Origin of the sequence: Photobacterium sp. GSS17 (assembly GCF_028621875.1) — a bacterium.
In the GTDB taxonomy this organism is placed as follows: domain Bacteria; phylum Pseudomonadota; class Gammaproteobacteria; order Enterobacterales; family Vibrionaceae; genus Photobacterium; species Photobacterium ganghwense.
Genome location: NZ_CP117518.1, coordinates 796,608 through 811,178 on the forward strand (window position 1 = coordinate 796,608; position 14,571 = coordinate 811,178).

Annotated in this window: 17 protein-coding genes; 10 read left to right on the plus strand and 7 right to left on the minus strand. The window is 44.6% G+C overall.

Features of this window, described 5'->3' with window-relative positions; all coding sequences use genetic code 11:
- The first annotated feature begins 3 nt into the window (after positions 1–3).
- The 4 genes from PGW97_RS20000 (at position 4) to PGW97_RS20015 (ending at position 3,195) form a co-directional block, all read left to right on the plus strand.
- On the plus strand, positions 4–870 hold the full coding sequence (locus PGW97_RS20000) for a DUF2861 family protein (RefSeq protein ID WP_217392358.1): 867 nt from the start codon (positions 4–6) through the stop codon (positions 868–870).
- A 170-nt stretch (positions 871–1,040) separates the two neighbouring features.
- Positions 1,041–2,246 (plus strand): NnrS family protein, encoded by a 1,206-nt coding sequence (locus PGW97_RS20005; protein WP_273860550.1) that lies wholly within the window; start codon positions 1,041–1,043, stop codon positions 2,244–2,246.
- Positions 2,247–2,313: 67 nt separating this feature from the next.
- Positions 2,314–2,490 carry a YoaH family protein gene (locus tag PGW97_RS20010; RefSeq protein WP_084712488.1) on the plus strand — a complete coding sequence of 59 codons (177 nt, stop codon included), beginning with the start codon at positions 2,314–2,316 and terminating at the stop codon, positions 2,488–2,490.
- 186 nt (positions 2,491–2,676) lie between these two features.
- Complete coding sequence (locus PGW97_RS20015) at positions 2,677–3,195, plus strand: HD domain-containing protein (RefSeq protein ID WP_217392356.1); 519 nt, start codon at positions 2,677–2,679, stop codon at positions 3,193–3,195.
- A gap of 100 nt (positions 3,196–3,295) precedes the next feature.
- On the opposite strand, the gene nadE is transcribed toward PGW97_RS20015, so the two are convergent.
- Positions 3,296–4,132 (minus strand): ammonia-dependent NAD(+) synthetase, encoded by an 837-nt coding sequence (gene nadE, locus PGW97_RS20020; protein WP_217392355.1) that lies wholly within the window; start codon positions 4,130–4,132, stop codon positions 3,296–3,298.
- A 183-nt stretch (positions 4,133–4,315) separates the two neighbouring features.
- Here nadE and PGW97_RS20025 point away from each other — a divergent pair, with 183 nt between their 5' ends.
- Together PGW97_RS20025 and PGW97_RS20030 are read left to right on the plus strand one after the other, a co-directional pair.
- The gene (locus PGW97_RS20025; RefSeq protein WP_273860551.1) at positions 4,316–4,840 is read left to right on the plus strand and encodes a nicotinate-nicotinamide nucleotide adenylyltransferase; all 525 of its coding nucleotides are present in this window, start codon (positions 4,316–4,318) and stop codon (positions 4,838–4,840) included.
- Positions 4,841–4,848: 8 nt separating this feature from the next.
- The gene (locus PGW97_RS20030) at positions 4,849–5,433 is read left to right on the plus strand and encodes a hypothetical protein (RefSeq protein ID WP_273860552.1); all 585 of its coding nucleotides are present in this window, start codon (positions 4,849–4,851) and stop codon (positions 5,431–5,433) included.
- A gap of 125 nt (positions 5,434–5,558) precedes the next feature.
- On the opposite strand, the gene PGW97_RS20035 is transcribed toward PGW97_RS20030, so the two are convergent.
- Positions 5,559–6,242: a cupin domain-containing protein gene (locus tag PGW97_RS20035; RefSeq protein WP_273860553.1), complete on the minus strand. Its 684-nt coding sequence runs from the start codon at positions 6,240–6,242 to the stop codon at positions 5,559–5,561.
- A gap of 274 nt (positions 6,243–6,516) precedes the next feature.
- On the opposite strand from PGW97_RS20035, the gene PGW97_RS20040 reads away from it, so the two are divergent.
- A complete protein-coding gene (locus tag PGW97_RS20040; protein WP_047884254.1) occupies positions 6,517–7,632 on the plus strand; it encodes a 1-acyl-sn-glycerol-3-phosphate acyltransferase in 1,116 nt (371 codons plus the stop codon).
- A 200-nt stretch (positions 7,633–7,832) separates the two neighbouring features.
- Here the strand turns inward: PGW97_RS20040 and PGW97_RS20045 are convergent, their stop codons facing one another.
- The gene (locus tag PGW97_RS20045; protein WP_053061747.1) at positions 7,833–8,369 is read right to left on the minus strand and encodes an OmpA family protein; all 537 of its coding nucleotides are present in this window, start codon (positions 8,367–8,369) and stop codon (positions 7,833–7,835) included.
- Between the two features lie 177 nt (positions 8,370–8,546).
- Positions 8,547–9,482 carry a LysR family transcriptional regulator gene (locus tag PGW97_RS20050; RefSeq protein ID WP_047884253.1) on the minus strand — a complete coding sequence of 312 codons (936 nt, stop codon included), beginning with the start codon at positions 9,480–9,482 and terminating at the stop codon, positions 8,547–8,549.
- A gap of 259 nt (positions 9,483–9,741) precedes the next feature.
- On the opposite strand from PGW97_RS20050, the gene chrA reads away from it, so the two are divergent.
- The gene (gene chrA, locus PGW97_RS20055) at positions 9,742–10,926 is read left to right on the plus strand and encodes a chromate efflux transporter (protein ID WP_047884252.1); all 1,185 of its coding nucleotides are present in this window, start codon (positions 9,742–9,744) and stop codon (positions 10,924–10,926) included.
- A 220-nt stretch (positions 10,927–11,146) separates the two neighbouring features.
- Positions 11,147–11,446: a hypothetical protein gene (locus tag PGW97_RS20060; protein WP_047884251.1), complete on the plus strand. Its 300-nt coding sequence runs from the start codon at positions 11,147–11,149 to the stop codon at positions 11,444–11,446.
- A gap of 50 nt (positions 11,447–11,496) precedes the next feature.
- Here the strand turns inward: PGW97_RS20060 and PGW97_RS20065 are convergent, their stop codons facing one another.
- The 3 genes from PGW97_RS20065 to rpoS all read right to left on the minus strand — a co-directional run bounded on the left by PGW97_RS20065 (position 11,497) and on the right by rpoS (position 13,456).
- On the minus strand, positions 11,497–12,042 hold the full coding sequence (locus PGW97_RS20065; RefSeq protein WP_242551975.1) for a DUF1439 domain-containing protein: 546 nt from the start codon (positions 12,040–12,042) through the stop codon (positions 11,497–11,499).
- A gap of 92 nt (positions 12,043–12,134) precedes the next feature.
- A complete protein-coding gene (locus tag PGW97_RS20070; RefSeq protein WP_146149711.1) occupies positions 12,135–12,365 on the minus strand; it encodes a hypothetical protein in 231 nt (76 codons plus the stop codon).
- A 215-nt stretch (positions 12,366–12,580) separates the two neighbouring features.
- Complete coding sequence (gene rpoS / locus PGW97_RS20075; protein ID WP_053061746.1) at positions 12,581–13,456, minus strand: RNA polymerase sigma factor RpoS; 876 nt, start codon at positions 13,454–13,456, stop codon at positions 12,581–12,583.
- A 310-nt stretch (positions 13,457–13,766) separates the two neighbouring features.
- Here rpoS and PGW97_RS20080 point away from each other — a divergent pair, with 310 nt between their 5' ends.
- On the plus strand, positions 13,767–14,219 hold the full coding sequence (locus tag PGW97_RS20080) for an NUDIX hydrolase (protein ID WP_047884248.1): 453 nt from the start codon (positions 13,767–13,769) through the stop codon (positions 14,217–14,219).
- Positions 14,220–14,571: the final 352 nt, after the last annotated feature.

Below are 14,571 nucleotides of genomic sequence, written 5' to 3' on the forward strand. Positions count from 1 at the left end.
GGCATGTCCAAACTCACTCTTACCTGTTCTCTGCTTTTGTTACATTCGGCGCTCTGGGCGCCGAATGCCTACGCAAAATGGTTTCTGAGCAAAGATATTTATACTGTCGCTCATCAGAAACTCCTTGAAGGCAATACTCGGGAAAGTTTTGATGCCATGGTGCAAGCCTGGCAGCAGTCGCCAAACCGCGACGAACAAACTAACCTCAACGAATTACTCCAGCTCGCGATCACTGAAGACTGCGGACATAGTTTGAACGCAACAAACCTGCCAGAGTGGATAACCAAGCTGGTAATTCAGCGTGAGATGGTACAGAACCAGACACAGGTTCTTCCGCGCCTTTCTATCAACGGCATAGCCAAAAAGAACGTCACGAAAATCGAATTTACCCGCTGGCCAGATCAGGCTGTCATTGCTGGTATACCCAAAATGGACGAAGGGAATGCCTTTTCGATTGATGCAAAACGGCTTGAGAATGCGACCAGTGAGGGGCTTTATCAGCTGAATATTCAGGTGGAAGGGCATCCGGAAGGGTTCAAGACCTGGGTCATTCTGACACAGCCACAAAGCAAGCAGCGCATCGGTTGGATTAACAGTAAAACCTGGCGTATTGAACGCAATGGCATACCTGATAGGGTGTGTCCCGCACCTATTTTGTCGATGAATGTGTACGACCTCAACGACACGTCCTGGACGCCGCTATGGACCGAAAATGTTGATGGAAAACTCCCAACCACCTTGCCGAAAATTGATTTACCGGAAGGACGCTACTGGTTAAGTGTCGGTATCATCGAAAGCCGCTGGCAAGGGGATATCTCCGTTCTCGATATTCAGAGAATAACCCGTCCGGTCGATTACCCCGGCATATAGACTATTCGAAAACAGTCGACTTTGTGTCGGCTGTTTTTCTTTCTAGTGCTCATCTAGTTTGCTCGTCTTTTCCTCTGTTAGACTCATAACATTTGCTTTAATAGATGTATTTAAATTGCATCTTTAAAGGTGTATTATTTATGCATGTTTAAAGTGGGGATAACCACATCATGATGCAAATACTTGATAATGAAAAAGAACAGAGAATTTTGCCAATTTTCAGGCTTGCCTTTCGTCCTTTTTTCCTGGGTGCCAGCCTGTTCTCTGTGATTGCAATGTTGCTTTGGGCCGCTTTTTGGGCGGGATATTCCAATGTCGCAAACTGGATGTACCATGATCCGATATGGTGGCACAGCCATGAAATGCTATTCGGGTTTACTGGCGCAATCATTATCGGCTTTCTACTCACCGCAGTTCAGAATTGGACGGGGAACCCGGGAATCCGGGGCAGAAAGCTTGCGGTGATTTTTGGTCTGTGGCTAATTGCCAGGGTAGGAATTTTGTTCGGGTCACCTAATCTGGTCTGGATGGTAGCAGACTTGCTCTGGATGCCTTTAGCCGGCTATTTTTTGGCCGTTCCTATACTTCTTCGCCGTCAATGGAATAACCTGTTTTTTGTTCCTTTGATATTGTTGCTGACAGCGTTAAATGCGGCATTCCATGCCATCAGTCTGAATTGGCTGGTTCTGCCACTGCGCTCAGTGTCATTTGTTGCCATACTGGTCATCAGCCTGATTGTGCTCGTAGTCGGAGGTCGAGTTATACCGTTTTTCACCTGGCGGGGAACACAAAGCGAGCCGATCACACGTATTACCTGGCTCGAACGGGGAGCTTTAATTCCGACTTGGTTATTGGTCTTACACAGTTTACTGCCAATCCCGGAAGCTGTTGCAAGCTACAGTTTTTCGTTACTCTTGCTGATGACTGCCACAATGCATCTGCTGCGTTTTTTACGCTGGCGAACGCTAAGTACGCTTAGGGTGCCATTGTTATGGTTACTGCACTTTGCCTACCTTTTTTTGATTCTTGGTTTAACTCTCCTTGCGGTCGTTCAATTGACAGGTTGGGGGGCTTACAGTATTGCGCTGCACTGCCTGACGGTTGGCGGTATTGGCTGCATGATTCTGGCAATGATTGCACGTGTTTCCTTGGGGCATACCGGACGGGAACTCAAAATAGGCGCAATGATGAAAGTGGCGTTTGTGACTCTGGTCATAGCAACGCTGACTCGAACTGTTTTTCTGTTGCTGATGCCTGAACTGGCTGTAAATGCATACTGGCTTTCAGGGTTACTTTGGGCACTGGCATTCAGTATTTTCTGCTGGGTCTATTTCCCGGTACTAACCAGCCCAAGAGTGGATGGTCGCCCTGGTTAATTCTTCGGATGACAAGCAGGGATAAAATCCCTACACTAGCGGTCCGGTTTAATAAGGTAAATGCTCTATGTTTAACGACATTCCTACATTGTCTCATGCCGAGCAGCAAGCTGCGGCAGAAAAAATCCATGCACTAATGGCACAAGGTGTCAGCAGTGGTGAGGCAATCATGCGTGTTGCTAATGAAATTCGCGAAGCCGCGGCAAAAAAAGCGCAGGAACAATCGGAATCAGACGTTGAATGATGTCTTACCGACACTCATCTTTATCTGACAGGCACTTCGGTGCCTGTTTTTTTTACTCAAACCGTGCAACAACTCTCATTTAGAATATCCGGTCTTCGTAAAACGGCAGAGTCTGAAATAGAATTTACAGATCCCTAATATTCCTCGGGGGATACTGTTCGTTCATTCTAACTGTGAGAGAGAAGGATGAATAATCGTTACCTAAAAGCTCGCACTCTGGCTAGGGCCAAACACGAAGGACAAAAATACGGTGACGTTCCTTATTATATCCACCTTGAAGCGGTTTCGCGCTTAGCAAGTCCTTTCGGTACTGATGCCATGATCGTGGCGCAACTCCATGATGTTATTGAAGACACTGAAACCAGCTTAGATGAGTTAGCCGCTGACTTCGGATTCACTGTCGCTGATGCGGTAGGTTATATTACAGACGGTGATGTAACCAGCAGGCAAAAGCGCAAAGCGGAATTACACCGGCGTCTTGAGGCATTAGACACAACGGAAGAGTCGGCGAGAATTGCGTTGATCGTTAAAGCCTGTGACAGGCTTGCTAATGTCAGGGCCAGTCGCCATAACCGTGAACATTATTTTCATCAGTATCAGCAAGAGCATACCGATTTTAAACGAGCGGTCTATCGGGAGGGTTTATGCGAAGCGATATGGTGGGAACTGGATAATTTGCTTTATAACTCTTCAAAGTCTGGCTGAAATTAGGGTTTTGTCTTCGTTCATCAGCACTACCAATAATGATCTTGTTCAAATACAAAAGGGCTCAGCGAGCCCTTTTGTTTATTTAAGCCAGTCAGATTTATTCTTCATCGTAGATGGTTGGAATAGGTCGGCGCTTGTGTTGGGTCGCTTTGTAAATGCCTACAATACGCTCGATGACTTGCTCTGACACCGTTTTGCCTTCCAGAAAATCATCAATATTTTCATACGTCAGTTGAAGTGCTTCCTCGTCAGCCTTTTGTGGCGCGAGTTCTTCAAGGTCAGCGGTTGGGACTTTGTGGACCAGCAGTTCAGGTGCACCAAGATGATCCGCAAGCTGACGGACCTGACGCTTATTGAGGCCAAAGAGCGGGGCAAGGTCACAGGCTCCATCACCGAATTTGGTGTAGAAACCGGTAACATTCTCTGCTGAGTGATCGGTACCCAGTACCAGACCACGTACCAAGCCGGCAATTTCGTATTGTGCAATCATACGGGTACGCGCTTTTACATTCCCCTTCACGAAGTCAACCGTACCGTGACATTCTGGAATCAGGCCTGTTCCTTCGAGCGCGTTCAGAGTGCTGGCATGGGTGCCATCAACACCGTCTTTAATGTTGACGCTGACAGAGTGAGTTGGCTTAATGAATGAAAGTGCGAGCTGCGCTTCATCTTCATCCTGTTGTTCGCCATATGGCAGACGTACAGCGATAAACTGATAATCACCGGTTTGTTCTTCGGCGTTGAGTCTTTCAACGGCTAGCTGAGCCAAGCGCCCACAGGTTGTCGAATCGACGCCGCCACTGATTCCCAGAACCAGTGACTTGCATCCTGATTGCTTGAGTTTCTTTTGAATAAACGCGATGCGTCGGTTAATTTCAAAATCAACATCAATGCTTGGCAATACGCGCATTTCGTCGCGAATTAGCTGTTCCATAGTGATTGAATCCTCAGGGCGTTGCCCGTTTTGTAACCATATAGCGATGGTTCATGCCAAATATAGGTAAAATGCATTAAACCTTTGACAAAACTATGCGATAACTCTGTGTCAGGATCAATCCTCATGTATCAATTAAATGTATTTACACTCCGAACGGAATAAAAAAGGGGCACTCTCATCATGACTGCATCAATTGCCGTCTTCGGTAGCGCATTCAATCCACCGTCACTGGGGCATAAATCGGTTCTCGAACGGTTGGCTCATTTTGATCAAGTGCTGTTGCTTCCCAGTTATCATCACGCTTGGGGAAAGCAAATGCTTGACTATGATGCACGATGCGAAATGGTAGAGGCATTTATCGAGGATCTCGGGTTACCCAATTTGCGGCTCTCTCGTTTAGAGGAAGAGATTGCCTCTGAGAGTACGCCGGTTACAACCTTTGCGGTGTTGGAGGCACTGGAGCTGCGGCATCCCGATGCCAACCTGACCTTTGTTGTTGGGCCTGATAATTTTCTCAACTTTGGTAAGTTTTACAAGTCAGATGAAATTCTTCATCGGTGGCAGATACTTGCTTGCCCTGAAACCGTACCGGTACGCAGCACTAAAATTCGTGAGCATCTTATCAATAGTCGCAATTTCTCACATATGACAACGGAAAAAGTCGCTAAGATGATTGTTAATAAAGGCTGGTACCGTTCGGGTTAGTCGATGGTGTGACAAAAATCGTACGCTCATCAGCCAAAGTGCCTGATTATTCTGTTATACGGTCATTGTTTTCTATGTTGGCTATGTCACTGATTGCTGGAATTACGCTTACGGTTTTGCCGGTTGAGGTTAAAACCTGTTTTGAACTTGATGATCATCAGTTACAGCAACTGGCTGCTGATGAAAGAAAAGCTTACCTTGCTAATTGCGACGTGTTGATTGCAAATCGCTCCTCTACGCTGACCTCTAGCGCCAGTGGTCGCCCGGAATCGGGACGACCGAACCAGACGTTACTGTGGACGGCAGACAGTGGCGATATCACTTTCTGGGATAACTGGTCAGGTGAAACGGCTTCACCAGTGTTATCGTCCAGTTCAAATACCAACTTTTACGGTCTTGGTTTTTGGATGCCAGCGATCTACGAAGAAGAATCGGAAGATTTTGCCGATTGGGTGAAGAATCACGGCGTCCAGATGAGCTTTGGCGTTGGAGGGGAAAACAGCACAGCACCCAGATTTCGCTTTGATTATCGATGGCACGATGACAACAAATGGGATGATGTCTACTTTCAGGTTGAAATCCCATTTCAGTAAGCAAGCCTGTTAAGCAGAGTAATGACAGACAGGCTTGAGTTGCTTAACTGGGCATGATACCGGCGGCTAATATGACATTCGAGCGAGGGGGCTATGTACAGTGTCCCTTGGCTTAAAAGACACTATTAAAGTGACTGACCCAAAATCGGCTGTGCCATTGCAGCGATAATTTCAGCTGGCTGTTTTAATGCCTTTGCAATTTGTTCCAGCTTCCGGCCTGAACGCGATAATTTGAATGCTTCGCGCATTAAAATGCATGATTCAATCTCTTTGACTGAATAACCAGTAAACTCCTGAATTGATGTAGCTGATGCCAAATCCGTAACACTTTGCCCATTCAGAATTTGTGACAGTGCAAGCGTTGAATGCTTATCTAAACCTGGAGCTGTTGTCTTGCTCTGAACACTCAGTTTAGCGGCTTGATCGGCCATCACCCGCAATAAATTCCCGCTTTCGCCTTCAAGTTTTAATGGCTTATCCAATTTCGCTATGACCGTGAGTTCATCGCAGACGGCTTTGATCAAGGCATTAACCCTAAAATAACCTGCTTCTCGGCATAACGGGGTCGTCAGACGGGCTGAATAGGCCATCATGCGATATTGTGTTTCCGGTAGAACTGTTATTGCATGCAGACAGTCAAAAGGGACGTAAAACCCAGCTCCGGCTTTCACGGCATATTCCTCTTTACCTAAGCGCACAAAGGCACAGCCCTGGGTGACCATCAGCATAAACGAATGATGGCTTTTGCGGCGTGAGCCGACTGTCAGAAAGTGGTCGTGATGAAGGCTAAAATCGATGGCTTGTTTCATAGTGGTTCTCTGGCAAAAAAGCAGGCACATATTGTGTTGTTTTGGCGTCAGCGTCAACCGAACAGCGCTGATGTGCGTTTAAATGGCGATTTTTTGCAAAGAAATGCCAGCTATACGATAGAAAAATTAGTCAATAGTCAGTAAAGTGGCTGAAATTAAAACAGAAAAAATCTGGTAAGACCTCCAACCATTGAAGGAGTGGAGGGATGTCATTGGGAAAACGCCTGAATGTGCGTAAAATGTCGCAGTTTTTTTCGATAGACGAAGCAGTATTGTGCAGACCAATAACGATATTTATAAAGAAATTCGTCCTTACAATGACGATGAAGTGAGCGGGGCGATTAAACGCCTGGTTAACGATAAAGAATTTATCTCCGCTATCCTGAATTACCGTTTTCCACAGCTATCCGGCGCATTCGGGTGGCTGCTGACGCCGTTAATCAAATTTTTCCTGATCCGTAAGTGGTCGAATGTAAAAACTGTCGATGATGTTCAGCGTCAGGTTGCGAAATACATGAGAGCAACCATTGATCATTCCTGTGATGGTGTTAGCCATTCAGGGCTGGATAAACTGGATCCAAATCAGTCATACCTGTTTGTTTCAAATCACCGGGACATTGCGATGGATCCAGCGATGGTTAACTGGTGTTTGTATAACAACGGTTTTGACACCGTGCGCATTGCTATCGGTGACAATCTGCTGAAAAAGCCCTGTGCAACGGAAATGATGCGCTTGAACAAAAGCTTTATTGTGAAACGGTCGGCCAAAGCGCCGCGTGAAATGATGAAAGCATTGGGACTGTTGTCGGGCTACATATCACATTCTCTCGAAACGGGTCATTCAATCTGGATTGCGCAAAAAGAAGGGCGAGCCAAAGACGGTAACGATAAGACTGATCCAGCGATTCTGAAAATGTTCTACATGGAAGGCCGCAAACGGAAAATGGAATTTGGTGAGTTCATGTCTCAGCTGAAGATTGTGCCGGTGGCTATTTCTTATGAGAATGATCCGTGTGATATCGCTAAAGCGAAAGAGCTGTACCAAAAGCAGACAGAAGGCAGCTACGAAAAAGGTGAGTTCGAGGATATCGAAAGCATTATTCAGGGCATTGTGGGTGAGAAGCGCCGTATTCATGTTAGCTTTGGTGACGTCATTCAAGGTGGCGTGGACACACCAGACAGTCTGGCGGAAGAAATTGACCGTCAAATCACCGCAAACTACCGATTGTTCCCTGCTAACTTCATTGCTGCTGGCATTGAAGATAAATCAGCAACCGAGGCTGAAAAAGCGCGCTTTGAAGCTAAATTTGCAGATTTGCCTGAAGGTGTCGTCGACATTCTGAAGCAGATGTACGCGCTTCCGGCGAAGAAAAAACACCATATGGCGTAATCGACGTAATCACTGTTACTGGCCTATACCGTGTTTTTCATTAAGAAGATAGTAAAAAACAGCAGCCTTAGCTGCTGTTTTTTTATGTTAATTAGCTCGGCTACAAGGACTCATTGATGAGTCTACTAAGTAAAGGCTTTGTTAAACAATGCCGTATATTTACAAAGTAGTTGCCATACAAAGGGGCACAAAAGCGGGCTTTAAAATTGCGGCTCAGTGTTTGGGCTCAGGGTTCTGACGATCGATTTTGGTGAGACAATTTCGACTCTGGTAGGTCGGCTGTCCATCGTCGCTTCAGTACTGCCAGCGGCGACAACTTGAATTCTTTCTTCCTCAATCCCAAAAACTGACGCTATATAGATTGCCACGCTGAATGCTCGTTCATATGAAATGGCAACGTTCTGATCTTCATCGCTGAATTCATTGCCGTGTCCGACCACAATGACGTAACTGTCAGGGTGCTGACGTAAGCGAACAGCAATTGGGTCGATTTGAAGTTGTTGTTGTACGGACAAATCAAAAACCTGCGGCTCAAAATACAGGGTTTGCCTGAGTTCAGGCAGTTCAGTCAATAACACTTGTGCATCGGGGACGACTGGCCGTTCATCAGCCACGGTCGGAGCCGCATCTTTTGGCGGGGCAATCGCTTTTTCAGGATCGGTGCCACAGGAGGTAATTCCGAGTAGACTGCTCGCAGCAATCAGCAGCACCCAAATAAAGCGTGAATAACAATACATAAGATGATCCCGCTTAGCTATTCAGCAAACATCGCTCAGTAAACATAACATCGGTATCTTAGTATTTAGGTTTAGTTGATTCGCGACAGATCACAACTGCAGGATTGAGAACAGCTGGCCTGACTCGGCTTCAGGTCAGCTGATTGATTGCATGTAAATTGGTTTTCCTGAAGTCGCTTATTGGTTGTCCGTCAGTACAGGATTGGGCGTTCTGTAAGGAGAGGTAGACATACGGTCTGCCATAAAATCAATAAATGCCCTGACCTTAGGTGCAAGATATTTCCGACGAGGATAAACAGCATAGATTGGCAGCTCAAGATCGGCTTTCCACTCTGGCAAAAGATGAATCAGTTCCCCGTTTTCCAGTTCGTTAGTCAGAAGATAGGTGGCCAGGTAGGCAATGCCTAAACCGGATTTGGCCGCATCAAGCACTGCAGGGGCATTGTCAATACGGTAATTTCCGCGCGCTCGTACTGATTGATGCACGCCATCGCGAGTAAACTCCCAGTTGACGTATTTACGCTCCCGGCTCTGGTAAGTGATGCAATTGTGCTGGCGCAAGTCACCCGGTACTTTGGGCGTGCCATGTGCTTCGAGATAGGCCGGTGAAGCCACAACCATGAAATGGCAGTCGGCAAGGCGTCGGGCAACCATGCCTTCCGGTGGGTGCTCATGAATTGCCACCCAGCAGTCAAAACCTTCTTCAAGCAGGTTGGGGCGATGATCAAACAAGCTGACTTCCAATTCGAGTTCTGCATGTAGCTTTTGAAATTCAGCCAGCAGCGAGGTGATGTGCATATTGCCAAACGACTGCGCAATTCCGATACGAAGTACTCCTTTGATTTCATTCCGGTAACCGGCAACCATCGCTTCGGCTTCGTTGACTGTATCGAGAAGTTGTTGGCCATACTCTGAATATTGCAAACCAATATCTGTCAGCGCGACCGTTCTGGTGCTCCGCTGAACTAATTGGCAACCAAGCCGCTCTTCCAGATAGCGGATTTGTTTACTGACTTGAGACTTTGAAATCCCAAGTCGCTCTGCGGCACGGGTAAAGTTTTGTTCATGGCCAACGGTGGCTAGAATCACCATCTGTTGCAGATTTTCAAGCATAGCTTCAACCAACTTCATGTTAATGAAAGAATTATACCACTGAATGATAATGCGGGAAGAGATTAACCCTATGCATAATGCCAAAGGGTGACGGTGTCACGCTTTGGTTATGTGATATTTCCAAACCCATTCGTGTGAGATCTGAACAGGTTGGGGGGATTTGAAACGGTATTAAAGGCATTGATAAGTATCATTAAAACAAACGATTTTATCGCTGGGTACGTGCTCTATATTATTTAGCCTCCATGAAGGAGGAACTATGGTATACGTTTTGTGGCAATTCTTTCTGCTAGGTCTCTACAGCTTTGGTGGTCCTGCTGCACATATTGGGTATTTTCATCGTGAATTTGTACAAAATAAAAAATGGTTGACTGAACAGGATTTCACTCAAGCTGTGGCTTTATGTCAGTTTCTGCCAGGACCAGCTAGCAGCCAGTTAGGGATGTATATTGGCTATCGACGGTCTGGGTATCTGGGGGCAATCGCTGCATTTGTGGGATTTACCACTCCGTCCTTCTTACTACTGACATTTCTGGCGATTGGAAATCAGCATTACCAGAATGTACCTGTTGTTGAAACTGTTATTCAGGCCGCCAAGCTCTTAGCCGTGATAGTGGTAGCAGATGCTTTGTGGGGAATGGTAAAAAAGAATCTGACCACTCGGTTAACGGGAATGATAGCGATACTGTCAGGTTTTGCCGTTATGCTGACAACAGGATTGTTAGGACAGGTGATGCCGATTATTTTAGCGGCCATTTTGGGTTACATCGTATCGGTAAAACGGCAGGCATCTACGTCGCTCAGCCATGCTCCTGAATCTATATACACTGACACACAGAATATTCGTCCTCATTGGGGGATAGCCGCTGTTTTTGCGGCAGGTTTATTACTACTACCTGTACTGGCAGCGTCTTCCGCTTGGCTGAATTTGTTCAATGTGTTTTATCAGGCTGGGAGCTTTGTTTTCGGTGGCGGACATGTTGTTTTGCCGCTACTTGAACCAATGCTGCAAGGGATGGTGACAGCAGACACTTTTCTTAGCGCGTATGCATCAGCCCAGCTCGTTCCTGGCCCTATGTTTACAATGGCTAGTTATTTGGGTGCGTCGGTCATGGACACATCTCCAATAGCTGGAAGTTTGATTGCTACGATCGCTATTTTTCTGCCTGGATCACTGTTGCTGTTTGCATTTCTTCCTGCCTGGAATGCACTTGTTAGCCATCCCAAGCTTAAAGAATCTATCAGTTTTGTTAATGCGGCTGTGGTGGGCTTGCTCGCGAGTGCATTCATCTCACCGGTTATCTCGAGTTCAGTGATTACGGTTTTAGATGTATTTGCTGTTGTTTTCGGGCTTTATTTGCTTAAGTGGCGTCATGTACCTGTATGGGGACTAATTATTCTGCTTTTTGCCTATCAATGGGTGATGAATTACATATTGATGTAGGAAGTGAAAGCCGTGATACGTTTATAGCCATCTTGAGTCATATCAGGATGGCTATAAATAACACACCTAGCGCACTATAACTTTAATTGTGTCTCTAAAAATATATCCACAATTGATACAAACAGTAAGCTATGTAACACGTGAATATAGCCTGATTAAGCTGAAATTAAGCATCCAAACCGTACAGTAGGGTCACCCATCTATCATTCTGCGCAACGCCATGACAATAAAAAGAAAAGTTCGACCAAACCTGACCAACTACGATGTGATTGAAATGGTCCAGCATGAAATCCGAGAGTCAGAAAGACGTATTTTTCGTAAAACCATAATGGCTATTTTTACCGGAGTGCTTTGTATAGTCCTCTTTATCTACGCTTTTTTCACGATTCAAGGCGGTGTTGTGAGGGACTATGCCGCAGAAGCGATGCGAAAAGCTTTTGAAGCCGAAAGAGCCGTTCACATCATTGACGAGGCAGCCGGAACGAATTTCTTAGATCAAGCCCAGGGACATCAAAAATAACCCTTTACTAACTTGCACATAGAAAAAGACCGCGCATTGCGCGGTCTTTTTTAGATTTGGATGACCAGACTATGGTTCTTGATAAGCAGCTCAGGTCTTGCTGTTTTGAGAACAGACTGTTTAAAGTCTTTTTCATCTAAGCGGTAAACAGGTTGAGACAAGAAGAATTGGCCAACGATTTCAACAATCGGGGACAACAGTTGCTTGCTGGGCAAGTTGAGCGTATTAGGCTCAATATCCAATTTTTCGACCTCAAGATCTTTCAGGAATATCGCACCTTCGCTTTTGTCATAGAAAGGGATAGCGCTGAAATTGACATTGAGTTCGATCTCTTGCGGAGCCTGACCATAGATAGAAACTTTGGCAAATGATTTAGCTTCTAAGTTCACTCTGTCATCAGAAATCCGGCCGATGCCGACTTTAACATCTTCAAATTTTACTTTAGCGTGAGCCAGTCCTTTTACACCTACAGAGCGCTCAAACCCTGTTTTTTTATCGAGGTACTGCTGAACTTCCTGCTCAGTGACACTGTAACTTGCACAGGAGGACAGTAAAACCATCGCCATTACTGGAAAGATAAAAGATAAAAACTTCACAACAACAATCTCTAGCTGAAAGGGTTCGCCATAGTATCAGAATAATTTCAGGCAAATGTCATGTTATGTTCGAGACGTATTGATTGCATGTTTTACATACAATGCTTGAATTCTTTTTTGTACAACTCGTTGAGTTGGCGGTGATACTTCTCGCTCTTTTTCAGATCATAACCGGCACGCATCTTTTTCTGAATCTTCTCGATGGACGCTCGGGTTTTCTGACATTGCTTTTCTTTTTTACTTTTCTCTGCATATGCATTACCAGACATCAATAGACACAAACAACAGAGAGCCATAGCAAGAGAACGTTTTGAACCAGACATAGCAATACCTCGACAAGTAATAGAGATATTGCACATCATAATTTCCTGAAACTCTGATGGGAGAGTTTGAGAGCAGAGCTTCGAGTGATTTAACGCTTTTGAACGTCGCGCCTAAGCACGTTTCATGAAAAATGGTTACGATAGAATGAAATAGAGAAAGTACCAGAATGGTACTTTCTCTTCAGATCAGACTCGTTAGCACACCCTAACGTTTATTACGCTGTTTCTGCGAACAACACTTCTAGGTCATAGTTCTCACGACAAAGTGCATTTTTGAGTTTTTTCAATGAACTTACCTGAAGCTGACGAATCCGCTCGCGGGTTAATCCGACTTCATCGGCAACCTCTTGAAGTGTTTGAGCTTCGTATCCCAGTAAACCAAACCGGCGGCACAGTATTTCCCGATCACGAGCATTCAGGCTATCTAACATGGTTGTCGCCAAACGTGTAATGTCATCCTGATCCATCTCGCTGTCGGGTTTACCACCGTCATGATCTGCAATGAATGCAGATATAGTCTGTGAGTTACTGTCCTCTGAGATTTGTTGGTCAATTGACACAACAGGGGCGTCGTAAGCCAGTACACTTGAAATTTCGTCAACAGAACGCTGCAGTTTTGCCGCAACTTCTTCGTGGGTTGGCTCCTGATTGGTCTGCTTCATCAATTGTCTGTATGTACGAAGAATGGTGTTGATTTCTTTTGAGACATGCACAGGCAGGCGAATAGTACGCGCTTGATTGTGTATAGCACGCTCAATAGTTTGTTTGATCCACCAAGTCGCATACGTAGAAAAGCGGAATCCACGCTCTGGGTCAAACTTTTCAACAGCAGTGATCAGGCCAATGTTTCCTTCATCAATCAGATCACTCAATAACATACCGCTGTTACGGTACTTCTTCGCGATACTGACCACCAGGCGCAAATTACTTTCAATCATTGTTGCTTTGGCCGCCAGATCACCAACCAGGCTTTTTCGGCTGTACAGGATTTCTTCGGTCTTGGAAAGGAGCGGTTTGTGCGCAATTTCTTGAAGATACAGATGGATTACGTCAGCATCAAAGCCATTCATATCTTGTGATTTGATATCCATATCTTACCCCCGAATAAAAAGTTGAGAGGTTGCTACTGCTTTCTCTTTGTAGTAACAAGTTCACACTAACATGTTCATTTTTCTTATACCATGAAGGAATGGTTAAAATTTGAATAAAAGCAACTATCTACTGAAACTGATTATTGACTAGGCAGGAAAATTTGATTCATTGTCTAACTTATATTTTTTTGTATTAACATTTAACATATTTAAAGCAGATCTATCCCTAATATTGTCAATTAACAGTACTGAACTGATTTTGGCGTATAGTGTTACTAACTGATACATATTTCTAAATGAGAATAAAAATATGATTCCTATCAATACCTCAGTGGTATCTGGTGTTGTTCTCTCAATGTTTAGTAATAAATACAGAATGTTATTACTAAAGAGGACAGGAGAGGGTTACTGGTGTCATGTCGCAGGAAAAATAGAGAATGGAGAATTGGCCTGGGAAGCTATGGTCAGAGAGCTCCGAGAAGAGACAAATATTGAAGCAAAAGACCTTTATAACGGTGAATATCAGCAACAGTTCTATGATCCATCTCACAATCAAATCATGCTAATTACCTGTTTTGCTATATATTGTGAACCCGAACAGATAGTTCATCTGAACGAGGAGCATACAGATTATAAATGGTGTGATTTAGAAGAGGCCAAAGCCTTGGTACCATTTCCTAATCAAAAGAAATTATATGATCACATTTGGCTTAATTTTGTTGAAAGTAGACCACCAGACCATTTAAAAATAAATGTTTGTTAATTAACATTATTAAATTCAATGCATGCTTTTATTGGTGGTGCTCACCCTCAAACTTTGCATCAGACAACGTTGATATATCACAATCAATATAAACTTTTGATATCGTTGGAATCACTGATGAATACACAGTTATTTCATCAAGTAAATAGTGTGAGGCTCGGTCACAAAAAACAATAGTGATTTTTGGCAGAAAGAAATAGTTGTAATACTCTCCACAACAAGGACAACATGTAGATGTGTTTGATAATGCATCAGAAATAGAAGGGGATGAACGCATTGGATAGCCCTAAAACAGTGCATCTCATGTAAGCATAGTTACACAAACCATTTTGTACAACTTTACAGGCATGTT